The 24,035-nt window shown below is 62.8% G+C and carries 22 protein-coding genes and 4 tRNA genes; 25 read left to right on the forward strand and 1 reads right to left on the reverse strand.

Features of this window, described 5'->3' with window-relative positions; genetic code table 11:
- Positions 1-42: 42 nt before the first annotated feature.
- Positions 43-1,761, reverse strand: coding sequence for a type IV-A pilus assembly ATPase PilB (gene pilB, locus TVD_RS02265; RefSeq protein ID WP_047250714.1), 1,719 nt, complete (start codon positions 1,759-1,761; stop codon positions 43-45).
- Between the two features lie 218 nt (positions 1,762-1,979).
- Here pilB and TVD_RS02270 point away from each other — a divergent pair.
- The 25 genes from TVD_RS02270 (at position 1,980) to rpsC (ending at position 24,027) form a co-directional block, all read left to right on the forward strand.
- Positions 1,980-2,064 (forward strand) — tRNA-Tyr (locus TVD_RS02270).
- Between the two features lie 57 nt (positions 2,065-2,121).
- A tRNA-Gly gene (locus tag TVD_RS02275) sits at positions 2,122-2,195 on the forward strand.
- A gap of 44 nt (positions 2,196-2,239) precedes the next feature.
- Positions 2,240-2,315 (forward strand) — tRNA-Thr (locus tag TVD_RS02280).
- 66 nt (positions 2,316-2,381) lie between these two features.
- Positions 2,382-3,572 (forward strand): elongation factor Tu, encoded by a 1,191-nt coding sequence (tuf, locus tag TVD_RS02285; protein ID WP_018168213.1) that lies wholly within the window; start codon positions 2,382-2,384, stop codon positions 3,570-3,572.
- A gap of 86 nt (positions 3,573-3,658) precedes the next feature.
- Positions 3,659-3,734: transfer RNA gene (locus TVD_RS02290), tRNA-Trp, on the forward strand.
- Between the two features lie 37 nt (positions 3,735-3,771).
- On the forward strand, positions 3,772-4,137 hold the full coding sequence (secE, locus tag TVD_RS02295) for a preprotein translocase subunit SecE (RefSeq protein ID WP_018167854.1): 366 nt from the start codon (positions 3,772-3,774) through the stop codon (positions 4,135-4,137).
- 17 nt (positions 4,138-4,154) lie between these two features.
- Positions 4,155-4,688 (forward strand): transcription termination/antitermination protein NusG, encoded by a 534-nt coding sequence (nusG, locus tag TVD_RS02300; RefSeq protein ID WP_017940468.1) that lies wholly within the window; start codon positions 4,155-4,157, stop codon positions 4,686-4,688.
- A 65-nt stretch (positions 4,689-4,753) separates the two neighbouring features.
- Positions 4,754-5,185 (forward strand): 50S ribosomal protein L11, encoded by a 432-nt coding sequence (gene rplK / locus TVD_RS02305; protein WP_018650512.1) that lies wholly within the window; start codon positions 4,754-4,756, stop codon positions 5,183-5,185.
- Between the two features lies 1 nt (position 5,186).
- Positions 5,187-5,882 carry a 50S ribosomal protein L1 gene (gene rplA, locus TVD_RS02310; protein ID WP_047250715.1) on the forward strand — a complete coding sequence of 232 codons (696 nt, stop codon included), beginning with the start codon at positions 5,187-5,189 and terminating at the stop codon, positions 5,880-5,882.
- 214 nt (positions 5,883-6,096) lie between these two features.
- Complete coding sequence (rplJ, locus tag TVD_RS02315; protein WP_018143869.1) at positions 6,097-6,618, forward strand: 50S ribosomal protein L10; 522 nt, start codon at positions 6,097-6,099, stop codon at positions 6,616-6,618.
- A gap of 71 nt (positions 6,619-6,689) precedes the next feature.
- Positions 6,690-7,067, forward strand: coding sequence for a 50S ribosomal protein L7/L12 (gene rplL, locus TVD_RS02320; protein WP_018143870.1), 378 nt, complete (start codon positions 6,690-6,692; stop codon positions 7,065-7,067).
- Positions 7,068-7,198: 131 nt separating this feature from the next.
- The gene (gene rpoB, locus TVD_RS02325) at positions 7,199-11,278 is read left to right on the forward strand and encodes a DNA-directed RNA polymerase subunit beta (protein WP_047250716.1); all 4,080 of its coding nucleotides are present in this window, start codon (positions 7,199-7,201) and stop codon (positions 11,276-11,278) included.
- 71 nt (positions 11,279-11,349) lie between these two features.
- Positions 11,350-15,570 (forward strand): DNA-directed RNA polymerase subunit beta', encoded by a 4,221-nt coding sequence (gene rpoC, locus TVD_RS02330; protein WP_047250717.1) that lies wholly within the window; start codon positions 11,350-11,352, stop codon positions 15,568-15,570.
- Between the two features lie 108 nt (positions 15,571-15,678).
- Complete coding sequence (gene rpsL, locus TVD_RS02335) at positions 15,679-16,053, forward strand: 30S ribosomal protein S12 (protein WP_018143873.1); 375 nt, start codon at positions 15,679-15,681, stop codon at positions 16,051-16,053.
- 33 nt (positions 16,054-16,086) lie between these two features.
- Positions 16,087-16,554: a 30S ribosomal protein S7 gene (rpsG, locus tag TVD_RS02340; protein ID WP_018143874.1), complete on the forward strand. Its 468-nt coding sequence runs from the start codon at positions 16,087-16,089 to the stop codon at positions 16,552-16,554.
- A gap of 22 nt (positions 16,555-16,576) precedes the next feature.
- Positions 16,577-18,673 carry an elongation factor G gene (gene fusA, locus TVD_RS02345; protein ID WP_018939104.1) on the forward strand — a complete coding sequence of 699 codons (2,097 nt, stop codon included), beginning with the start codon at positions 16,577-16,579 and terminating at the stop codon, positions 18,671-18,673.
- A 45-nt stretch (positions 18,674-18,718) separates the two neighbouring features.
- A complete protein-coding gene (gene tuf, locus TVD_RS02350; protein WP_018168213.1) occupies positions 18,719-19,909 on the forward strand; it encodes an elongation factor Tu in 1,191 nt (396 codons plus the stop codon).
- Between the two features lie 5 nt (positions 19,910-19,914).
- Positions 19,915-20,226, forward strand: coding sequence for a 30S ribosomal protein S10 (gene rpsJ, locus TVD_RS02355; protein WP_017941070.1), 312 nt, complete (start codon positions 19,915-19,917; stop codon positions 20,224-20,226).
- A 110-nt stretch (positions 20,227-20,336) separates the two neighbouring features.
- A complete protein-coding gene (gene rplC / locus TVD_RS02360) occupies positions 20,337-20,981 on the forward strand; it encodes a 50S ribosomal protein L3 (protein WP_018146460.1) in 645 nt (214 codons plus the stop codon).
- A gap of 4 nt (positions 20,982-20,985) precedes the next feature.
- Positions 20,986-21,591 carry a 50S ribosomal protein L4 gene (rplD, locus tag TVD_RS02365; protein WP_018168211.1) on the forward strand — a complete coding sequence of 202 codons (606 nt, stop codon included), beginning with the start codon at positions 20,986-20,988 and terminating at the stop codon, positions 21,589-21,591.
- Positions 21,588-21,884: a 50S ribosomal protein L23 gene (gene rplW / locus TVD_RS02370; protein WP_018146458.1), complete on the forward strand. Its 297-nt coding sequence runs from the start codon at positions 21,588-21,590 to the stop codon at positions 21,882-21,884. Before rplD ends, rplW begins: the two co-directional genes overlap by 4 nt.
- A 2-nt stretch (positions 21,885-21,886) precedes the next feature.
- Positions 21,887-22,708 carry a 50S ribosomal protein L2 gene (gene rplB / locus TVD_RS02375; RefSeq protein WP_018146457.1) on the forward strand — a complete coding sequence of 274 codons (822 nt, stop codon included), beginning with the start codon at positions 21,887-21,889 and terminating at the stop codon, positions 22,706-22,708.
- Positions 22,709-22,720: 12 nt separating this feature from the next.
- Positions 22,721-22,993 (forward strand): 30S ribosomal protein S19, encoded by a 273-nt coding sequence (rpsS, locus tag TVD_RS02380; protein WP_047250718.1) that lies wholly within the window; start codon positions 22,721-22,723, stop codon positions 22,991-22,993.
- 9 nt (positions 22,994-23,002) lie between these two features.
- Positions 23,003-23,344: a 50S ribosomal protein L22 gene (gene rplV / locus TVD_RS02385; RefSeq protein ID WP_018865674.1), complete on the forward strand. Its 342-nt coding sequence runs from the start codon at positions 23,003-23,005 to the stop codon at positions 23,342-23,344.
- Between the two features lie 2 nt (positions 23,345-23,346).
- Positions 23,347-24,027, forward strand: coding sequence for a 30S ribosomal protein S3 (gene rpsC, locus TVD_RS02390; protein WP_018146454.1), 681 nt, complete (start codon positions 23,347-23,349; stop codon positions 24,025-24,027).
- Positions 24,028-24,035 lie beyond the last annotated feature (8 nt).

Raw genomic sequence — 24,035 nt, forward strand, 5'->3', positions numbered from 1 at the left:
CCCCTGTCCCCCTGTAGCTGGTGACCCGTGCCGGTTGCGGCACTAGTCCTTGGTCACGCGATTGACTTCCTCGAGGCTGGTCAGCCCCGCCATTACTTTCACGAGGCCGGCGCGTCGCAGGTCCTCGATGCCTTCCTTTTCTGCTTGTTCTGCGAGCTGCATGGAGTTGTAGCCCTCCAGGATGCCGCGCTGCATGTCGTCGCTGATGGGCATGACCTGGTAGATCCCCAGCCGGCCCTTGTAGCCGTTGGTGCATTGGTCGCAGCCCACCGCGCGATAGGAGACCACACCGTTCTGGATGTCGGCGTCGGTAAAGCCTTCCTTGCGCAGCGCCTCTTCCGGGAGCTTTTCCGGTTCCTTGCAGTTCGGGCACAACCGCCGCGCCAGCCGCTGGGCAATGATCAGCAGGATCGAGGAGGCGATGTTGTACGGTGGCACGCCCATGTTGGCCAGGCGGGTGAGCGTCTGCGGGGCGTCGTTGGTATGCAGCGTGGAAAGCACAAGGTGACCGGTCTGGGCCGCCTTGATGGAGATCTCGGCGGTTTCCAGGTCGCGGATTTCCCCGACCATGATCACGTCCGGGTCCTGGCGCAGGAACGCGCGCAGCGCGCTGGCAAAGGTCAGACCCACCTTCGGGTTGATGTTGACCTGGTTGACCCCGGGCATGTTGATTTCCGACGGGTCTTCCGCAGTGGAGATGTTGCGGTCGGCGGTGTTCAGGATGCCGAGCCCGGTGTACAGCGACACGGTCTTCCCCGACCCGGTGGGGCCGGTGACCAGGATCATGCCGTACGGGCGGCTGAGCGCCTTGAGGTAGGCCTCTTTCTGATGTTCCTCGTACCCCAGCTGATCGATGCCCATCGCCGCGCTGCTGGGATCGAGGATACGCATCACGATCTTCTCGCCGTAAAGCGTCGGCAGGGACGAGACACGAAAATCGATCGCGCGTGTACGCGACAGTTTAAGCTTGATGCGCCCGTCCTGCGGCACGCGGCGTTCGGCGATGTCCATGCGCGACATCACCTTGACGCGCGCAGTGATGCGCGGCGCCAGGGAATTGGGTGGGTGGGCGACCTCGTGCAGTACGCCGTCAATGCGGAAGCGCACGCGGAAGTCCTTCTCGAAGGGCTCGAGGTGGATATCCGACGCCTTGCGATTGATGGCGTCCATCAGAACCTTGTTGACGAAGCGCACCACCGGGGCGTCATCCGCGCCCTCGGCGGTGTCGGAGGACTCCTTGTCATCCTCCCCACCGGATTCGATGGCCAGCCCGTCGAGGCCGTCGTCGCCAAGGTCGTCCATCAGCGACGAGGCGGCACTCAGTGCCGTGTCGATCAGGCGGTCGAGCTTGTGTGGCTCGACCAGGACGGCCTCGACGGGCATGCCGGTGGCGAACTTGAACTCGTCGGTGGCACCGAGGTTGGTCGGGTCGGACACGCCGATGTAGAGGCGATTGCCGCGTGCCATCAGTGGCAGGGCATGGTGCTTCTGGATCAGCTTCTCGTTGAGGTGATCCTTGGGCAGCAGTTCCGCATCGAAGCTCCCCAGGTCGAATACCGGGAGCCCGAATTCCTCGGCGGCGGCCTCGACCAGGCGGGCTTCCGCCACCTGGCCCTTGCTGGCAAGCAGGGTCATCAGCGGCGTCTGCTGGGACTGGGCTTCCTCGACCAGCTGGGAGGCGATGTCCTCCGCGATCAGGCCGGCCTCGACCAGGCGCTTCGCCAGCCCGGGTAGCCGCGGTGCCGTAGTGGTATTCGCCATGGGCCTCTGCGTATACAAACCTAGTGATGGGCCACACTCTACGTGCGTCCGCGGCGGAAGGGAAACGCGCTGCCAGGCAGCCGAGAGCCCCTTGCTGAGCTCCGATCATAGGAATCAACCCTGCAAATGACAAGGCTGTGGTTCGCCCCCTTGAGGGGTAATTCAGCGGGTGCTTGACGCTGTGCTTCGCGCTGGTTCAGAATACGCGGCTTGATCGAGGAGGGATACCCAAGCGGTCAACGGGGGCAGACTGTAAATCTGCTGGCTCAGCCTTCGGAGGTTCGAATCCTCCTCCCTCCACCATCGGGTTTTTCAAGCCAGCGGCCAGAAGCGGACGGTGGTGCGGCAAGCCAGGGTTCTGCGGGTGTAGTTCAATGGTAGAACCTCAGCCTTCCAAGCTGATGATGTGGGTTCGATCCCCATCACCCGCTCCAGATTTGGCCCGCACGATGTCGGGCGAGGCCCTGGCGGTAGTTCGGCTCATGTAGCTCAGTCGGTAGAGCACTTCCTTGGTAAGGAAGAGGTCACCGGTTCGAATCCGGTCATGAGCTCCATATTAATGTCAGCGTACAACCTGCGTCGCTGTTGAGTTTTAGCGTCACGATCCGGGGAAGCGAGAGATGTCCAAGGAAAAGTTCGAGCGTAAGAAGCCGCATGTGAATGTGGGTACGATTGGTCATGTGGACCATGGGAAAACGACGCTGACGGCGGCGATGACGGCGGTGCTGGGCAAGAAGTACGGTAGTGAAGCCCGTGCATTTGACCAGATCGACAACGCGCCGGAAGAGAAGGCGCGCGGTATTACGATTGCGACCGCGCACGTCGAGTACGAATCCGACCTTCGTCACTATGCGCACGTCGATTGCCCCGGTCACGCGGACTACGTGAAGAACATGATCACGGGTGCGGCGCAGATGGATGGCGCGATCCTGGTGGTGTCGGCGGCCGATGGCCCGATGCCGCAGACCCGCGAGCACATCCTGCTGGCGCGTCAGGTCGGTGTTCCGTACATCGTGGTGTTCCTGAACAAGGCCGACATGGTCGATGATCCGGAGCTGCTGGAGCTGGTCGAGATGGAAGTCCGCGACCTGCTGTCCTCGTACGACTTCCCGGGTGACGACACCCCGGTCATCACCGGTTCCGCGCTGAAGGCGCTGGAAGGTGACGAGAGCGAAGTGGGCGCCCCGGCGATCTACAAGCTGGTCGAAGCGATGGACACCTGGATTCCGGAGCCGGAGCGTGCCGTGGACGGCGCGTACCTGATGCCGGTGGAAGATGTGTTCTCGATCTCCGGTCGCGGCACCGTGGTGACCGGTCGTATCGAGCGCGGCGTGGTGAAGGTGGGCGAAGAGATCGAGATCGTCGGCATTCGCGACACGCAGAAGACCACCGTCACCGGTGTCGAGATGTTCCGCAAGCTGCTGGATCAGGGCGAAGCGGGGGACAACGTCGGCATTCTGCTGCGCGGCACCAAGCGTGACGACGTCCAGCGTGGTCAGGTGCTGTGCAAGCCGGGTTCGATTACCCCGCACACGCACTTCGAAGCCGAGGTGTACATCCTGGGCAAGGAAGAGGGCGGTCGTCACACGCCGTTCTTCAACGGGTACCGTCCGCAGTTCTACTTCCGCACGACGGACGTGACGGGCTCGGTGGAGCTTCCGGAAGGCACCGAGATGGTGATGCCGGGTGACAACGTGAAGATGACGGTGTCCCTGATCAATCCGATCGCGATGGAAGACGGTCTGCGCTTTGCGATCCGCGAAGGCGGCCGCACTGTGGGCGCCGGCGTCGTCTCCAAGATCATCGAGTGATACAGTAGACAAGTTGACAGACTGACCGCGAGAGGCGGCGCCGCGTGCGTCGTCTCTCGCGTTTGTTTCTTGTCGATTCGATTTCTAGGCCAGTAGCTCAATTGGCAGAGCAGCGGTCTCCAAAACCGCAGGTTGGGGGTTCGAGTCCCTCCTGGCCTGCCATCTTCGAGATGGCGGCAGCACCGGGTGATACGTATTCATGAGTGAACAATCGGAACAGACCGGCGTGCTTGATACCGTCAAGCTCGCGGTGGCCGTGGCGCTGCTGATTGCCGGCGTCATGGGCTTCTATTGGTTCCAGGACGAATCCACTCTGATTCGCGTCCTCGGGCTGCTTGCCGTCGTGGGGGTCGCCATCGGGATCGCGATGACGACCGCCAAGGGCAGCCAGCTCGCCGGCTTTATGGGCAACGCGCGCACCGAGGTGCGCAAGATGGTGTGGCCCACCCGCGTAGAGACGACCCAGACCACGCTGATCGTCATTGCCGTCGTGATCCTGGTGGGGATCATGCTCTGGCTCCTGGACATGTTCCTGGGCTGGGGCATCAGTCGGTTCATCGGATAAGCAGCAGGATTTTCCCCATGGCACTACGCTGGTACGTCGTACAGGCATTCTCGGGTTTCGAGGCACAGGTGAAGCGGTCCCTGGAGGAGCGCATCGAGCGTTTCGGCATGCAGGACCATTTTGGCGAAATCCTGGTGCCCACCGAGGAGGTCGTCGAGATGAAGGACGGCCAGAAGCGCAAGAGTGAGCGCAAGTTCTTCCCCGGCTATGTCCTGGTTCAGATGGACCTCAACGACGAGGCCTGGCATCTGGTCAAGGCCGTGCCGCGCGTGCTTGGCTTCATCGGTGGCACCGCGGACCGTCCGGCGCCGATCAGCGACAAGGAAGCCGACGCGATTCTGCAGCGCATGCAGGAAGGCGCCGAGAAGCCGCGTCCGAAGGTGCTGTTCGAGGTGGGCGAGATGGTCCGCGTAATCGACGGCCCGTTCAACGATTTCAATGGCGTGGTCGAAGAAGTCAACTACGACAAGAGTCGTCTGCTCGTGGCGGTTCAGATTTTCGGGCGGTCGACGCCCGTGGAACTCGAGTTCCACCAAGTCGAGAAAACCTGAGACGCGCAAGCGTCATCACCTGTTAATCGGGGAGCCGCAAGGCGTTCGCACCCGAGGGAGTCCTCATGGCAAAGAAAATCGAAGCGTATATCAAGCTTCAGGTGGCGGCTGGCAAGGCCAACCCGAGCCCGCCCGTGGGCCCGGCGCTGGGTCAGCGCGGCGTGAACATCATGGAGTTCTGCAAGGCGTTCAACGCCCAGACCCAGGAGATGGAGCCCGGCCTGCCGATTCCGGTGGTGATCACCGTGTACGCGGATCGCAGCTTCACGTTCATTACCAAGACGCCCCCGGCGGCGGTCCTGCTGAAGAAGGCGGCCGGCATTCAGTCCGGTTCCGGTCAGCCGAACACCAACAAGGTCGGCACCGTGACGCGCGCCCAGCTGGAAGAAATTGCGAAGACCAAGGAACCGGATATGACCGCGGCTGATCTCGATGCCGCCGTGCGTACCATCGCCGGCAGTGCCCGCAGTATGGGCCTCGAAGTGGAGGGTCTCTGACATGGCGAAGCTTTCCAAGCGTATGCAGGCCTATCGCGAGAAGGTTGAGGCGGGTCACCTGTATCCGGTCACCGAAGCCTTTGATCTCCTGCGTGACCTGCCCAAGGCCAAGTTCCGCGAGTCGGTGGACGTTGCCGTGAACCTCGGTGTGGACCCGCGCAAATCCGATCAGGTGGTGCGCGGTTCCACCGTGTTGCCGCATGGCAATGGCAAGACTGTGCGCGTGGCCGTGTTCACTCAGGGTGCGAACGCCGATGCCGCCAAGGAAGCCGGGGCCGATGTCGTCGGCATGGACGACCTCGCCGAACAGGTGAAGGCCGGCCAGATGGACTTCGACGTGGTGATCGCCTCCCCGGATGCGATGCGCGTCGTCGGCCAGCTCGGCCAGATTCTCGGCCCGCGCGGCCTGATGCCGAACCCGAAGGTCGGCACCGTGACCCCGGATGTGGCCACCGCGGTGACCAATGCCAAGGGTGGTCAGGTGCGCTACCGCACCGACAAGGGTGGCATCGTCCACTGCACTATTGGCGCGGCCGATTTCGACACGAATTCGCTTACCGACAATCTGAACGCCCTGCTGGCCGACCTGCTGAAGATGAAGCCGGCGACCTCCAAGGGGCAGTACGTCAAGGCCGTGGTCGTCTCGACCACCATGGGTCCGGGCGTCAAGGTCGATCAGGGCTCGTTGGAGCTCTAAGCAAGAAGATACGGTTTTTGGTCGGCTGTCGCGCAAGCGGCACGCCATCCAAGACCGCAGGCGCCGAGCTCCAGGGCCCGGCTTAATACCCCAGCCTGCGCAGATGGTGTCACCCGATTCAGGAAGTACCTGCGACGGGAGCACCGAAGTGCCGGGTTCGCCCGGTTTCACGATCACCTCCGGGTGGTCTTACTAGAGGAGAGTCAACGTGGCTTTGAATCTCGACGACAAGAAGGCGATTGTCTCGGAGCTGGCTACGGTTGCTGCCTCGGCGCATTCCGCGGTCGCCGCGGAGTACCGGGGTCTCTCGGTCGCGCAGATGACCGACCTTCGTCGGCAGGCCCGCACTACCGGGGTCTATCTGCGGGTGGTGAAGAACAACCTCGCCAAGCGTGCCATTGAGGGTACGGATTTCGCGTGCATGCAGCCCGAGCTGCAGGGTCCGCTGATCCTTGCCTTCAGTGAAGAGGAGCCTGGCTCCGCGGCACGCCTGGTGAAGAACTTCGCCAAGGAAAACGATCAGCTGAAGGTCCGGCTGGTGTCCTTTGGTGGGCAGCTCATGGGGGCGAACGATCTCGATCGCCTCGCGAGCCTGCCGACCCGTGACGAGGCGCTCTCGCAGCTGCTCGCCACGATGAAGGCACCGCTCGACAAGTTCGCCCGTACGGTGAACGAAGTCCCGGGCAAGCTTGTGCGTACCGTTGCAGCAATCCGTGATCAGAAGCAGGCAGCCTGAAGAACCCTTCAAGCCTGCTTCTGCAGCATGTACTGAATGAATTCGGGCTCGACCCGTTAGGAGATTAAGAAATGGCCGTTTCGAAAGAAGATATCCTGGAAGCCATCGGCAACATGACGGTCCTGGAGATTGTGGACCTGATCAGCGAGATGGAAGAGAAGTTCGGCGTGTCCGCCGCTGCCGCTGTTGCGGCCGCCCCGGCTGCCGCTGGTGGCGAAGCCGCTGCCGCTGAAGTCAAGGACGAGTTCGACGTCGTGATGTCGAGCTTCGGCGAGAACAAGGTCGGCGTCATCAAGGTCGTCCGCGGCCTGACCGGTCTGGGTCTGAAGGAAGCCAAGGAAATGGTCGAAGGCGTGCCGGCGACCGTGAAGGAAGGTGCTCCGAAGGACGAGGCCGAGAAGATGAAGGCGGAGCTGGAAGGCGCGGGCGCCACCGTCGAACTGAAGTAAGAAGGCGCTTGCGCCTGTTGTTTTCGTGTACATCACGAAGCCCTGAGGCTGGCGGCCGTTTGGTCGCCAGCCTCAGCCCGTGGTGGCGCGTGTTTTGTCGCGCGTTGTTCAGCTAGCCTCCGAGGTAAGCCATGGCCCTCAGTTATACCGAAAAGAAACGTATCCGCAAGGACTTCGGGAAGCGTCCCCAGATCCTCGAAGTCCCGTACCTGCTGGAAACCCAGCTGACCTCCTATCGGGATTTCCTGCAGGCGGACCGAGCGTCCGACGGGCGGGATCCGATGGGCCTGCATGCGGCGTTTCAGTCGGTTTTCCCCATCGTCAGTTATTCCGGTCATGTCCAGCTCGAGTACGTGAGCTATCGCCTGGGCGAACCGATGTTCGACGTGAAGGAATGCCAGATCCGTGGCGTGACCTATGCGGCCCCGCTGCGTGTCCTCTTGCGCCTGGTGATCCACGACAAGGAAGCCCCGGCGGGTTCCACCGTGGTCAAGGAGGTCAAGGAGCAGGAAGTCTACATGGGCGAAATGCCGCTCATGACCGAGAACGGCACCTTTGTCATCAACGGTACCGAACGCGTAATCGTGTCGCAGTTGCACCGCTCGCCGGGCGTGTTCTTCGACAGCGACAAGGGCAAGACCCAGGGCAGTGCACAGAAACTGCTTTATAACGCCCGCATTATTCCGTACCGCGGTTCCTGGCTCGACTTCGAGTTCGACGCCAAGGACGGGGTCTTCGTGCGCATCGACCGTCGCCGCAAGCTGCCGGCGTCGATCCTGCTGCGCGCACTGGGTATGGATACCGAAGAGATCCTCACCACCTTTTTCGAATTCAATCAGCTCACCCTCGACGATGACGGCGGCGAGCTGGACCTGATCCCCGAGCGCATGCGCGGCGAGACTGCCGTGATCGACATTACCGATGGCGAAACCGTCATTGTCGAGGCCGGTCGGCGTATTACGCCGCGCCATATCCGGGAGATCGAGAAGGCCGGCATCAACACCCTGCGGGTGCCGGACGAATACCTGCTGGGTCGGGTACTGGCCAAGGGCGTGGTGGATGAATCCACCGGGGAACTGATCGCCAATGCCAATGACGCCCTGACCCAGGAGATGCTCGACAAGCTGCGCGCCGAGGGCGTGAAGTCGCTGGAGACCATCTACACCAACGACTACGACCACGGTCCGTACATGTCGGATACGCTGCGTCTGGATCCGACCAAGAGCCAGCTGGAGGCCCAGGTCGAGATCTACCGCGTGATGCGCCCGGGCGAGCCGCCGACCAAGGACGCTGCGGAGAACCTGTTCTCCAACCTGTTCTTCTCGGAAGATCGCTACGACCTGTCCGCCGTGGGCCGGATGAAGTTCAACCGCCGCGTGGGTCGCGATACCGACGAGGGTGCGGGCGTGCTGTCGCCGGAAGACATCCTGGATGTCCTGAAGGTGCTGATTGACCTGCGTAACGGCAACGGCCGTACCGATGACATCGACCACCTGGGCAACCGTCGCATCCGCAGCGTGGGCGAGATGGCGGAAAACCAGTTCCGCCTGGGCCTGGTGCGTGTCGAACGCGCGGTCAAGGAGCGTCTCACCGTCGCCGAGAGCGAAGGCCTGATGCCGCAGGAACTGATCAACGCCAAGCCGGTGGCCGCCGCGGTCAAGGAATTCTTCGGGTCCAGCCAGCTGTCGCAGTTCATGGACCAGAACAACCCGCTGTCCGAGGTGACGCACAAGCGGCGTATCTCGGCCCTGGGTCCGGGCGGACTTACCCGCGAACGTGCTGGCTTCGAAGTGCGCGACGTGCACCCGACGCATTACGGTCGCGTGTGCCCGATCGAGACTCCGGAAGGCCCGAACATCGGTCTGATCAACTCGCTGGCCGTGTATGCCCGCACCAACCGCTACGGCTTCCTGGAGACGCCGTATCGCAAGGTCGAAGAGGGAAAGGTGACCGAGGAGATCGTCTACCTCTCCGCGATCGAAGAGAGCCAGTACGTGATCGCCCAGGCGAACGCGGCGATGGATGAGGAGGGTCGCCTGAGCGATGACCTCGTGTCCTGCCGTCACCAGGAGGAGTTCACGATCTCGTCTCCGGACAAGATCCAGTACATGGACGTCTCGCCAAAGCAGATCGTGTCCGTGGCCGCCGCGTTGCTGCCATTCCTGGAGCATGACGATGCCAACCGCGCCCTGATGGGCGCGAACATGCAGCGTCAGGCCGTGCCGTGCCTGCGGGCCGACAAGCCGCTGGTGGGTACCGGTATCGAGCGCGCCGTCGCCATCGACTCCGGCTCCGCGATCGTCGCCAAGCGCGGCGGTACGGTGGACTCGGTGGACGCGGGTCGTGTGGTGGTCCGTGTGAACGACGACGAAACCGTCGCCGGCGAGCCGGGCGTGGATATCTACAACCTCACCAAGTACTCGCGTTCCAACCAGAACACCTCCATCAACCAGCGTCCTCTGGTTGCGGTGGGCGACGAAATCGCCCGCGGTGACGCGATTGCCGATGGCTCGTCCACGGATCTGGGCGAGCTGGCGCTGGGGCAGAACATGATGGTCGCGTTCATGCCCTGGAATGGCTACAACTTCGAGGACTCGATTTTGATCTCGGAGCGCGTGGTGCAGGAGGATCGTTACACCACGATCCACATCGAGGAGCTCAACTGCGTCGCTCGTGACACCAAGCTGGGCCAGGAAGAGATCACCGCGGATATCCCGAACGTCTCCGAGTCGTTGCTGAACAAGCTGGACGAGTCCGGCGTGGTCTACGTCGGGGCCGAGGTGAACCCGGGCGACATCCTGGTCGGCAAGGTCACGCCGAAGGGCGAGACCCAGCTGACGCCGGAAGAGAAGCTCCTGAGGGCGATCTTTGGCGAGAAGGCCTCGGACGTGAAGGACACCTCCCTGCGTGTGCCGTCCGGCATCGAGGGGACGGTGATCGACGTGCGTGTTTTCACCCGCGACGGTGTGGAGAAAGACGCCCGCGCCCGGTCGATCGAGGCCGACGATCTCGCCGCTGTGCAGAAGGACCTGAAGGACCAGCTGCGCATCTACGAGGATGACATCTACGCCCGCGTCGAGCGGCTGCTGGTCAACAAGACCGCCGCCGGTGGCCCGGATGGGCTGGGTGATGGCTCCAAGGTGACCAAGAAGTATTTGCAGGGGCTGTCCCGCGACAAGTGGTTCGAGGTCCGCCTGCAGGACGATGCGGTCAACAGCCAGCTGGAAGACCTGGGTCGCCAGATCAAGGATCAGCACGAGGCGTTCGAGAAGAAGTTCGAGCACCAGAAGGCCAAGCTGGCCGCGGGCGACGACCTGCCGCCAGGCGTGCAGAAGATGGTCAAGGTCTACGTGGCCGTGAAGCGCCGCCTGCAGCCGGGCGACAAGATGGCCGGTCGCCACGGGAACAAGGGCGTGATCTCGATGATCGTGCCGGAAGAGGACATGCCGTTCCTCGAGGACGGTACCCCGGTCGACGTGGTGCTGAACCCGTTGGGCGTGCCCTCGCGCATGAACGTCGGCCAGGTGCTGGAAGTGCACCTGGGTTGGGCGGCCCGAGGTCTCGGTCACAAGATCAACCGCATGCTCGAGGCGCAAGCCGAGATCGCAAAGCTGCGCGAGTTCCTCGACAAGATCTACAACAACCGCGAACGCAAGGTGGACCTCGACTCCATGTCGGACCCCGAGATCATCACCCTGTGCCGCAACCTGCGCGCTGGCGTGCCGATGGCGACGCCGGTGTTCGACGGCGCCGAAGAGGCCGAGATCAAGGAGATGCTGCGTCTGGCGGACCTGCCGGAAACGGGGCAGGCCCAGTTGTACGACGGGCGTACCGGGGACGGCTTCGACCGCCCGGTCACCGTGGGCTACATGCACATGCTGAAGCTGAACCATCTGGTCGACGACAAGATGCATGCACGTTCCACCGGCCCGTATTCGCTGGTCACCCAGCAACCGTTGGGCGGCAAGGCGCAGTTCGGTGGTCAGCGCTTCGGCGAAATGGAGGTCTGGGCACTGGAGGCCTACGGCGCCGCCTACACGTTGCAGGAAATGCTGACGGTGAAGGCGGACGACGTGCAGGGCCGCAACAAGATGTACAAGAACATCGTTGACGGTGAGCACCACATGGAGGCCAACGTCCCCGAGTCGTTCAACGTGCTCATGAAGGAGATCAAGGCGCTCGGCATCAATATCGAGCTCGAGCAGGACTGATCTTCTCCGATCCGATTGTGATCCGACGGGGCGCAGTGCGCCCCTCGAAACCAAGTTTGTGAGGCAAGCGAATGAAAGACCTCCTGAATCTGTTCAAGCAACAGACCCAGCCGGAAGAGTTCGATGCGATCCGCATCGGTCTTGCGTCCCCGGACCAGATCCGTTCCTGGTCCTTTGGCGAGGTGAAGAAGCCGGAAACCATCAATTACCGGACGTTCAAGCCGGAACGTGATGGCCTGTTCTGCGCGAAGATCTTCGGGCCGGTGAAGGACTACGAGTGCCTGTGCGGCAAGTACAAGCGCCTGAAGCATCGTGGCGTGGTGTGCGAGAAGTGCGGCGTCGAAGTGACCCAGACCAAGGTACGGCGCGAGCGCATGGGCCATATCGACCTGGCCTCGCCGGTTGCCCACATCTGGTACCTGAAGAGCTTGCCGTCCCGTATTGGCCTGCTGCTCGACATGACCCTGAAGGACATCGAGAAGGTCCTGTACTTCGAGTCCTTCATCGTCACCGATCCGGGCTTCACCACGCTGGAGAAGCGCCAGCTCCTGACCGACGAGGAATACCTCGAGGCGATGGAAGAGCACGGTGACGACTTCACCGCGCTGATGGGCGCGGAGGCCGTGCTGAGCCTGTTGAAGGAAATGGATCTGCCGGCCGAGGCGACGAAGCTGCGCCAGGACCTGAGCGAGACCGGTTCCGAGACCAAGATTAAGCGCTTCGGCAAGCGGCTCAAGCTGGTCGAGGCCTTCCTCGATTCCGGCAACAAGCCGGAGTGGATGATCATGAAGGTGCTGCCGGTACTGCCGCCGGACCTGCGTCCGCTGGTGCCGCTGGATGGCGGCCGGTTTGCGACGTCCGACCTCAATGATCTGTACCGCCGGGTGATCAACCGCAACAACCGTCTGCGTCGCTTGCTGGAGCTGAATGCCCCGGACATCATCGTGCGCAACGAAAAGCGCATGCTGCAGGAGTCCGTGGACGCGCTGCTGGACAACGGCCGTCGCGGCCGTGCCATCACCGGTACCAACAAGCGCCCGCTGAAGTCCCTGGCCGACATGATCAAGGGCAAGCAGGGCCGCTTCCGCCAGAACCTGCTGGGCAAGCGTGTCGACTACTCCGGTCGCTCGGTGATCGTGGTGGGCCCGACCCTGCGCCTGCACCAGTGCGGTCTGCCCAAGCGCATGGCGCTGGAGCTGTTCAAGCCGTTCATCTTCGGCAAGCTGCAGCGCCGTGGTCTCGCGACCACCATCAAGGCCGCCAAGAAGGCGGTGGAAAAGGAAGGTCCCGAGGTCTGGGATATCCTGGAAGAGGTGATCCGCGAGCACCCGGTCATGCTGAACCGCGCGCCGACCCTGCACCGCCTGGGTATCCAGGCGTTCGAGCCGGTACTGATCGAAGGCAAGGCGATCCAGCTGCACCCGCTGGTCTGCGCCGCGTTCAACGCGGACTTCGACGGTGACCAGATGGCCGTGCACGTGCCGCTGTCGCTGGAGGCCCAGCTGGAGGCACGCACGCTGATGCTGTCCTCCAACAACGTGCTGTCGCCGGCCAACGGCGAGCCGATCATCGTGCCGTCGCAGGATATTGTCCTGGGGCTCTACTACCTGTCGCGCGAGAAGGTGAACGCGAAGGGCGAAGGCATGACGTTCGCCGACGTGGATGAAGTCCACCGCGCCTACGAGCACAAGCTGGTGGATCTCCACGCGCGCGTTACCGTCCGGATTGGCGACACCATGGCCGAGGTCGGCGAGGGCGAGAGCCTGCCGTACCTGCGCCTGGAGACCACGGTGGGTCGCGCGATCCTGTCGCGCATCATGCCCAAGGGTCTGCCGTTCGAGCTGATCGACCGCGAGTTGAACAAGAAGGCGATCTCCGGCCTGATCAACCAGTGCTATCGCCGCCTGGGTCTGAAGGATACGGTGGTGTTCGCGGACCAGCTGATGTACGCGGGCTTCTACTACTCCACCCGTGCCGGCGTCTCCTTCTGCGCCGACGACATGGTGATCCCGGACGAGAAGCAGCCGATCCTGCAGGGCGCCGAAGAGCAGGTTAAGGAGATCGAGAACCAGTACGCCTCGGGTCTCGTGACCAAGGGCGAGCGTTACAACAAGGTCGTGGATATCTGGTCTCACTGTAATGACCAGGTCGCCAAGGCCATGATGGAGCGGCTCGGCAAGGAGAAGGTCGTCAACAAGGACGGCGAGACGGTCGAGCAGAACTCGTTCAACTCGATCTTCATGATGGCCGACTCCGGTGCGCGTGGCTCCGCCGCGCAGATTCGTCAGCTGGCCGGCATGCGTGGCCTGATGGCCAAGCCGGACGGCTCGATCATCGAGACGCCGATCACCGCGAACTTCCGCGAAGGTCTCAACGTCTTGCAGTACTTCATCTCCACCCACGGCGCCCGTAAGGGGCTGGCCGATACGGCGTTGAAGACCGCGAACTCGGGTTACCTGACCCGTCGCCTGGTGGATGTCTCCCAGGATGTAGTGGTGACCCAGCCGGATTGCGGGACCCAGCAGGGCCTGCAGATGAAGCCGATCATCGAAGGTGGCGACGTGGTCGAGCCGTTGCGCGACCGCGTGCTCGGTCGGACCACTGCGGTCGATGTGCTGCGCCCGGGTACCGATGAGGTATTGATCCCGGCCGGCACGCTGCTGGACGAGGCCATGGTGGACTCCCTGGATGCCGCTTCGGTCGACGAAGTGCTGGTGCGTTCCGCGATTACCTGCGAGACCCGCCAGGGCATTTGTGCCAAGTGCTATGGGCGTGACCTGGCGCGTGGCCACGAAGTCAACGCCGGCGAGGCCGTGGGCGTCATCGCCGCACAGTCGATCGGCGAGCCGGGTACCCAGCTGACGATGCGTACTTTCCATATTGGTGGGGCCGCGAGCCGGGCCGTGACGGTCAGTGCGATCCAGGTGAAGAGCTCCGGTTCTGTCCGTCTGCATAACCTGAAGACGGTCACCAACAAGGCCGGCAACCTGGTCGCGGTCTCGCGCTCCGGCGAGCTGGGTGTGATCGACGATCAGGGTCGCGAACGGGAGCGCTACAAGATTCCCTATGGCGCGCTGATCACGGTCCACGACAGCGATGCCGTGGAAGCTGGGCAGGAAGTCGCCAGCTGGGATCCGCATACCCATCCGATCGTCACCGAGGTGGCCGGTAACCTGCGCCTCGCGGACTTCGTGGAGAACGTGACGGTCACCAAGGAGACCGATGAGTTCACCGGCCTGTCGTCCAACGTGGTCCTGGATCCGAAGAGCCGCTCTACGGCGGGCAAGGATCTGCGCCCGACGGTCAAGCTGCTGGACGACGACGGCAACGAGGTGTACATCCCGGGGACCGACATGCCCGCGCAGTACATGCTGCCGGCCAATGCGATCTTCAACCTGGAGGACAACGCCCGGGTCGAGGTGGGTGACGTCATTGCCCGCCTGCCGCAGGAGTCCTCCAAGACGCGTGACATCACCGGTGGTCTGCCGCGTGTGGCCGACTTGTTCGAGGCGCGGCGTCCCAAGGAGCCGGCGGTGCTGGCCGAGATCTCGGGCACCGTGTCCTTCGGCAAGGAGACCAAGGGCAAGCAGCGTCTCGTGATCACCCCGGACAAGGGTGACCCGGTCGAGATGATGATTCCCAAGCTGCGGACCGTGAACGTGTTCGAAGGCGAGCGTGTCGAGCGTGGCGAGGTCGTGGTGGATGGTGAGCTGGATCCGCATGACATCATCCGTCTGCGCGGTGTCACCACCCTGGCCGAGTACCAGGTCCAGGAGATACAGGACGTTTATCGCCTGCAGGGTGTGAAGATCAACGACAAGCACATCGAGGTGATCGTCCGCCAGATGATGCGCAAGGTGAACATCGAGGACGCCGGCGACACCAAGTTCCTCGCCGGGGACCAGGTGGATCGCATCCGGGTGCTGGAGGAGAACGAGCAGCTGGGTGCCGACAAGCAGCCGGCAACCTACGAGCGCGTGCTCCTGGGTATCACCAAGGCGTCGCTGGTGACCGAGTCGTTCATCTCTGCGGCCTCCTTCCAGGAGACCACCCGCGTGCTCACCGAGGCCTCGACCCGCGGTGCGCGTGATGATCTGCGCGGCCTGAAAGAAAACGTGATTGTCGGACGCCTGATCCCCGCGGGGACGGGCCTCGCCTATCACAAGGAGCGTCGCCGCAAGCGCGCACTGGAAATGCCCGAGTTCGAGACGGTCGCGGAGGCGCCGGCGGTGATCGCCGACTCCGAACCGGCCACGACCGACCCGGGTACCACGGAAGACGGGTCCGAGTGACCCGTCCCACCTTGACACTCACGGGGGCGGCGATTAGACTTCCGCTCCCTCGACAGTCCGGTCTCGGCGCCGGCCTGTCGTTATTTTTAGGCTAGGAGAAAGGGTTTCATGGCCACGATCAACCAGTTGGTACGCAAGCCCCGCAAGCGCCCCGTCGAAAAGAGCGACGTGCCGGCGCTGCAGGGTTCCCCGCAGAAGCGCGGGGTCTGCACCCGTGTCTACACGACCACCCCGAAGAAGCCGAACTCCGCGCTGCGCAAGGTTGCGCGCGTGCGGCTGACCAACGGCTACGAAGTCAGTAGCTACATCGGTGGGGAAGGCCACAACCTGCAGGAGCACTCGGTGGTCCTGATTCGTGGCGGCCGTGTTAAGGATCTCCCGGGTGTGCGTTACCACACGGTGCGCGGCAGCCTGGACACCCAGGGTGTGCAGAAGCGCATGCAGGGCCGGTCCAAGTACGGCACCAAGCGTCCCAAATCCTAACCGTGATCCATGATCCAGTCCGGGAACTGAAACATGTCTAGAAGAGCAGCAGCCCCCAAGCGTCACATCCTCCCCGACCCGAAGTTCGGAAGCGAGCGCCTGGCCAAGTTCATCAACACGGTGATGCGTGACGGCAAGAAGTCCGTCGCCGAACAGGTCGTGTATGGCGCCCTGGACCAGATCGAGTCCAAGCAGGGCGACGGGATGGGTGCGCTGGAACGCGCCCTGGACAACATTCGCCCGCGTGTCGAGGTGAAGTCCCGCCGCGTTGGTGGTGCGACCTACCAGGTTCCGGTGGAAGTGCGCTCGGTGCGTCAGGATGCGCTCGCCATGCGCTGGGTGGTCGAGGCCGCCCGCAAGCGGGGCGAGCGCACCATGGCCCTGAAGCTGGCCGGCGAACTGATGGACGCCTCGGACAGCAAGGGTTCGGCCGTCAAGAAGCGCGAAGACACTCACCGCATGGCGGAAGCGAACAAGGCGTTCGCTCACTTCCGCTGGTAAACCAGATTTAGAGAGGCTCACCGTGGCACGCAAGACACCACTGAAGCGCTACCGGAATATCGGGATCAGCGCGCACATCGACGCCGGCAAGACGACGACGACCGAGCGCATCCTGTTCTATACCGGTCTGTCGCACAAGATCGGCGAGGTGCATGACGGCGCCGCCACGATGGACTGGATGGAGCAGGAGCAGGAGCGCGGTATCACCATTACCTCCGCGGCGACCACCAGCTTCTGGTCCGGCATGGCCAAGCAGTTCGACGAGCATCGAGTGAACATCATCGATACGCCCGGGCACGTGGACTTCACCATCGAGGTTGAACGTTCCATGCGCGTGCTCGACGGCGCGGTCATGGTGTATTGCGCCGTGGGCGGTGTGCAGCCGCAGTCCGAGACGGTCTGGCGTCAGGCAACCAAGTACGCCGTGCCGCGTCTCGCGTTCGTCAACAAGATGGACCGCGCCGGCGCCGATTTCCTGCGTGTCTATGAGCAGATGAAGGAGCGGCTGCAGGCCAACCCGGTGCCGATCCAGCTGCCGATTGGCGCCGAGGACCAGTTCAAGGGTGTGATCGACCTGGTCAAGATGCAGGCGATCTACTGGGACGAAGAGAACTTCGGTATCAGCTTCGAGTACAAGGACATCCCCGATGACCTGAAGGCCGAAGCCGACAAGTGGCGCGAGAACATGCTCGAGGCCGCCGCCGAGGCGAACGAAGAGCTGATGGACAAGTACCTCAACGAGGGCGATCTCAGCGAGGCAGAAGTCAAGTCGGCCCTGCGCCAGCGGACCCTCGCGCTCGAGATTGTCCCGATGCTGTGCGGTTCCGCGTTCAAGAACAAGGGTGTCCAGGCAATGCTGGATGCGGTTGTCGAGTACCTGCCCTCTCCGGAGGAGGTCAAGGCGATCAAGGGCGTGAAAGCAGGCACCGAAGAGCCGGTAGCCAAGCACGCGTCGGACGACGAGCCCTTCGCGGCTTTGGCGTTCAAGATCATGACCGACCCCTATGTGGGTTCCCTGACCTTCGTCCGCGTTTATTCGGGCGTGCTGTCCGCCGGGGACTCGGTGCTGAATACGCAAAACAACCGCCGCGAGCGGATTGGTCGTATCCTGCAGATGCACTCCAACTCCCGCGAGGAGATCAAGGAGCTGCGTGCAGGCGACATCGGCGCGGTAGTGGGCCTGAAGGATCTTTATACCGGTACGACGCTGTGCGATCCGAATGACCCGGTCGAACTCGAGCGCATGGAGTTCCCGGAGCCGGTGATCTCCATCGCGGTCGAACCGAAGACCAAGACCGACCAGGAAAAGATGGGCATCGCGCTGAACAAGCTGGCGCAGGAAGATCCGTCCTTCAAGGTGCATACCGACGAAGAGTCCGGTCAGACCATCATCTCGGGTATGGGCGAGCTCCATCTCGAGGTGCTGGTGGACCGCATGAAGCGCGAGTTCAAGGTCGAGGCGAACGTTGGGCAGCCCCAGGTGGCCTACCGCGAGACCATTCGCAAGACGGTCGAGCAGGAAGGCAAGTTTGTGCGGCAGTCGGGTGGTCGCGGCCAGTATGGCCACGTGTGGCTGCGCCTCGAGCCGCTGGAACCCGGTAGCGGGTACCAGTTCGAGAACGCCATCGTGGGCGGTGTGGTGCCCAAGGACTACATCCCGGCGGTCAACAAGGGTGTGGCCGAGCAGATGTCCAATGGTGTGCTCGCCGGCTATCCGGTCGAGGACGTGAAGGTCACGCTGTTCGACGGTTCCTACCACGACGTTGACTCCAACGAGATGGCGTTCAAGGTTGCGGGCTCCATGGCCTTCAAGGAAGGCGCGCTGAAGGCCGGCGCCGTGCTTCTTGAGCCGATGATGAAGGTCGAGGTGGAGACACCCGAAGAGTACATGGGCGACGTGATGGGCGACCTCAATCGCCGTCGTGGCCTGGTGAAGGGCATGGAAGACGTTGCCGGGCAGAAGCTGCTGCGGGCCGAGGTTCCCCTGTCCGAGATGTTCGGCTACTCGACCCAGTTGCGCTCGATGAGTCAGGGTCGCGCGACCTACTCGATGGAATTCGAGAAGTACGCCGAGGCCCCCGCGCAGATCGCCGAGGCGGTAGCCGCCAAAGCGTCCTGATCCCGAATTCGCGTTATTTGAAAGAACTGTAAAGAGGTTTGAGCTGTGTCCAAGGAAAAGTTCGAGCGTAAGAAGCCGCATGTGAATGTGGGTACGATTGGTCATGTGGACCATGGGAAAACGACGCTGACGGCGGCGATGACGGCGGTGCTGGGGAAGAAGTACGGGAGTGAAGCCCGTGCATTTGACCAGATCGACAACGCGCCGGAAGAGAAGGCGCGCGGTATTACGATTGCGACCGCGCACGTCGAGTACGAATCCGACCTTCGTCACTATGCGCACGTCGATTGCCCCGGTCACGCGGACTACGTGAAGAACATGATCACGGGTGCGGCGCAGATGGATGGCGCGATCCTGGTGGTGTCGGCGGCCGATGGCCCGATGCCGCAGACCCGCGAGCACATCCTGCTGGCGCGTCAGGTCGGTGTTCCGTACATCGTGGTGTTCCTGAACAAGGCCGACATGGTCGATGATCCGGAGCTGCTGGAGCTGGTCGAGATGGAAGTCCGCGACCTGCTGTCCTCGTACGACTTCCCGGGTGACGACACCCCGGTCATCACCGGTTCCGCGCTGAAGGCGCTGGAAGGTGACGAGAGCGAAGTGGGCGCCCCGGCGATCTACAAGCTGGTCGAAGCGATGGACACCTGGATTCCGGAGCCGGAGCGTGCCGTGGACGGCGCGTACCTGATGCCGGTGGAAGATGTGTTCTCGATCTCCGGTCGCGGCACCGTGGTGACCGGTCGTATCGAGCGCGGCGTGGTGAAGGTGGGCGAAGAGATCGAGATCGTCGGTATTCGCGACACGCAGAAGACCACCGTCACTGGTGTCGAGATGTTCCGCAAGCTGCTGGATCAGGGCGAAGCGGGCGACAACGTCGGTATTCTGCTGCGCGGCACCAAGCGTGACGACGTCCAGCGTGGTCAGGTGCTGTGCAAGCCGGGTTCGATTACCCCGCACACGCACTTCGAGGCCGAGGTGTACATCCTGGGCAAGGAAGAGGGCGGTCGTCACACGCCGTTCTTCAACGGGTACCGTCCGCAGTTCTACTTCCGCACGACGGACGTGACGGGCTCGGTGGAGCTTCCGGAAGGCACCGAGATGGTGATGCCGGGTGACAACGTGAAGATGACGGTGTCCCTGATCAATCCGATCGCGATGGAAGACGGTCTGCGCTTTGCGATCCGCGAAGGCGGCCGCACTGTGGGCGCCGGCGTCGTCTCCAAGATTATTGAGTGAACCAGATGGCTAACCAGCGCATTCGAATTCGTCTGAAGGCCTTTGATCATCGACTGATCGACCGTTCCGCGGCCGAGATCGTCGAGACTGCGAAGCGGACCGGTGCCCGAGTCAAGGGCCCGATCCCCCTGCCGACCAAGAGCGAGGCGTATACCGTCCTGGTGTCGCCGCACGTCAACAAGGACGCGCGGGACCAGTACGAGCTGCGCACGCACAAGCGACTGATGGATATCCTCGATCCGACCGACAAGACCGTGGATGCCCTGATGAAGCTGGATCTGGCTGCAGGCGTAAATGTTCAGATCAGGCTTAACTAACGTTAAATTTTCTGCCATACTATTGGGCTTTCCGTGGCCCGGCGGAATTTTCGCCGGGCCACGGCTTTAGGGCGCTTGTTAGCGCCGTCTGATACGGAAGGGGTTTTGTAATGGCTCTTGGACTCATCGGTCGCAAGCTCGGCATGTCGCGCGTCTTTACGGACGATGGCGTCTCTGTGCCGGTTACGGTGCTACAGGTGGACAACAATCGCGTGGTCCAGATCAAGCGCACCGAAGGCGACGGCTACAACGCGGTCCAGGTGACGGCGGGCTCGCGCAAGCCGTCCCGGGTAAGCAAGCCGGAGGCCGGGCACTACGCCGCGGCGTCGGTGGAGCCCGGGCGCGGTCTGTGGGAGTTTCGCGTCGACGAGACCGACCTCGAAGGCCTGGCTGCCGGTGATGCAATCACCGTCGACCGGTTCGAGGAGGGGCAGATCGTGGATGTGACCGCTCAGAGCAAGGGCAAGGGCTTCCAGGGTGCCGTGAAGCGTCACAACTTCCGCACCCAGGACGCGACCCATGGCAACTCGCTGGCGCATCGCGCTCCGGGTTCCATCGGTCAGAATCAGAGCCCGGGCCGTGTGTTCAAGGGCAAGAAGATGGCGGGGCACATGGGCGCCGAGCGTAAAACCATCCAGAACCTCAAGGTGGTGCGCGTCGACGCTGATCGCAGCCTGGTCCTGGTTCAGGGTGCCGTGCCGGGCGCGCCGAGTACCGACGTGATGATTCGTCCGGCCGTGAAGGCGAAGGGTTAAAACAATGCAAGTTACGACTGCCGATACCGGGGCCAGCGTGGAGCTGTCCGCTACCTGCTTTGAGCGGGATTTCAATGAACCGCTGGTGCATCAGAGCGTCGTCGCTCAGCTGGCCGGCGCCCGCAGCGGGACCCGTGCCCAGAAGACCCGGGCCCAGGTCAGTGGCGGCGGCATCAAGCCGTTCCGCCAGAAAGGGACTGGGCGCGCCCGCGCTGGTACGATTCGCAGCCCGCTGTGGACGGGTGGCGGCAAGGTATTCGCTGCGCGCACTCAGGATTTCTCGCAGAAGCTGAACAAGAAGATGTACCGCGCCGCTATGGCGTCCATCCTCTCCGAACTGCTGCGGCAGGATCGCCTGAAAGTGGTCGCTGCATTCGCCGTCGAGTCGGGCAAGACCCGTGACGGTATTGCCAAGCTCGGCGAGCTTGGCCTGGAGCGGGGGCTGGTGGTGCTGGCCGAGGATGACGCGATGACCGAACGTGCGTTGAGCAACGTCCCGCACGTGGATGTGATCGATGTGAGCGGTGTCAATCCCGCCAACCTGGTCGGGGCCGATACGGTCGTGATTACGGAAGGCGCCATCCGCAAGCTTGAGGAGTGGCTGGCATGAATTCGCGTCTGATGCAGATTATTCAGGGTCCGGTGGTGTCGGAGAAGTCGACCAACGCCGGCGAAGTGGGGCAATACGTGTTCCGTGTGCTGCCGGATGCGGACAAGGCCGAGATCAAGGCCGCGATCGAGAAGCTGTTCGAGGTTCGGGTGGAGCACGTGCGCACATTGAACCAGCAGGGCAAGAACAAGCGCTTCGGTCGCATGTTCGGGCGTCGCAACCACTGGAAAAAGGCCTATGTGGCCCTCGCTGAAGGCGAGAGCATCGACATGGGTGAAGGAGAACAGGTCTAGTCATGGCGATTATCAAGACCAATCCGACCTCTGCCGGGCGTCGTCACGCGGTGAAGATCCGTGGCGACGGTCTGCACAAGGGCGCGCCGCACGCGGCGCTGCTCGAAAAGCAGACTCGCTCGGGCGGCCGCAACAACGCTGGCCGGATTACCACGCGGCACGTCGGTGGTGGCCACAAGCAGCGCTACCGCATCGTTGACTTCAAGCGGAACAAGGATGGCGTGCCCGGCAAGGTCGAGCGGCTGGAGTATGATCCGAACCGCAGCGCTCATTTGGCGTTAGTACTGTACTCTGACGGCGAACGCCGGTACATTATTGCGCCCCGCGGGCTGAAGCAGGGTGATGCCGTGACCAGCGGCTCGCAGGCCCCGATTCGCGTGGGTAACGCGATGCCGCTGCGCTCCATTCCGGTGGGCACGGTGATTCACTGCATCGAGATGAAGCCGGGGAAGGGAGCGCAGATTGCGCGGTCCGCCGGTGCCTCGGCCCAGGTCGTGGCACGTGAAGGCGCGCACGCGACGATTCGCCTGCGCTCCGGTGAGATGCGCCGCATCCAGTCCGAGTGTCGGGCCACGATCGGCGAAGTCGGTCACAGCGAGCACAGCCTCAAGAAATTCGGGAAGGCCGGTGCCAAACGCTGGATGGGTGTCCGCCCAACCGTGCGTGGTACTGCGATGAACCCGGTCGACCACCCGCATGGTGGTGGTGAAGGTCGCAACTTCGGGCGTCACCCGGTGACCCCGTGGGGCCGCCCGACCAAGGGTTACAAGACCCGCAACAACAAACGTACCGACGGCATGATCGTGCGTCGGCGCAAGAAGTAACGGAGTGCCAGCATGCCGCGTTCACTGAAGAAAGGCCCGTTCGTCGACCATCACCTTCGCAAGAAGGTGGATGTGGCGCTCGAGAAGAACGATCGGCGTCCGATCAAGACCTGGTCGCGCCGCTCGATGATCATCCCGCAGATGGTGGGACTCACCCTCGCGGTACACAACGGGCGTCAGCATATTCCGGTGCTGGTCAACGAAAACATGGTCGGCCACAAGCTGGGCGAGTTTGCGTTGACGCGGACCTTCAAGGGTCACATCGCCAACAAGAAGTCGCGCTGAGGACGAACGATGGAGACGATTGCAAAACTGCGCTACGCGCGCATCTCGCCGCAGAAGACGCGGCTGGTCGCCGACCAGGTTCGTGGCATGCGGGTGGAAGAGGCTCTGAACGAGTTGACTTTCAGCCCCAAAAAGCCGGCAGCGATTGTAAAAAAGGTGCTGGAGTCCGCGATTGCCAATGCGGAGAACAATGACGGTGCCGACATCGACGAGCTGCGCATCTCGCGCATCCAGGTCGACGAGGGGCCGGTGCTGAAGCGCATGCAGGCGCGGGCCAAGGGTCGCGGCAACCGCATCATGAAGCGCACCAGTCACATCGTGATTGGCGTTAGCGAGAAGGGAGCGAATTAACCATGGGTCAGAAAGTACATCCAACCGGCATTCGGCTGGGCATTTCTCGCCCGTGGTCCGCGACCTGGTACGCGGATGGCCGCGAGTTTGGCGAGACGCTGAACAACGACATCAAGCTGCGCACGTTTCTGCAGAAGAAACTTGCCCACGCGTCGGTCAGCCGAATCACCATCGAGCGTCCCGCGAAGGCCGCGCACATCACCATTCACACGGCACGTCCGGGGATTGTGATCGGCAAGAAGGGCGAGGACATCGAGAAGCTGCGCCGGGAAGTGGCAGCCGAGACGGGCCTGGAGCAGGGCAACGTCAAGATCAATATCGAAGAGGTGCGCAAGCCCGAGATCGAAGCCCAGCTGGTCGCGGAAGGTATCGCCCAGCAGCTTGAACGCCGCATTATGTTCCGTCGTGCGATGAAGCGCGCCGTGGGTAATGCGATGCGCCTGGGTGCCCAGGGCATCAAGGTGCACGTGGCCGGTCGTCTCAATGGCGCCGAGATCGCGCGTTCCGAGTGGTACCGCGAAGGCCGCGTGCCGCTGCACACCCTGCGTGCGGACATCGACTACGGTTTCGCCGAGGCGCGTACGACCTACGGGATCATCGGCGTCAAGGTGTGGATCTTCAAGGGCGAAGTTTTCGGCCTGGAACCGGTCGAAGGGACGCGCGCTGCGGCCAACGCGAGCTAGGACATAGA

Source organism: Thioalkalivibrio versutus (assembly GCF_001020955.1).
Taxonomy (GTDB): Bacteria; Pseudomonadota; Gammaproteobacteria; order Ectothiorhodospirales; family Ectothiorhodospiraceae; genus Thioalkalivibrio; species Thioalkalivibrio versutus.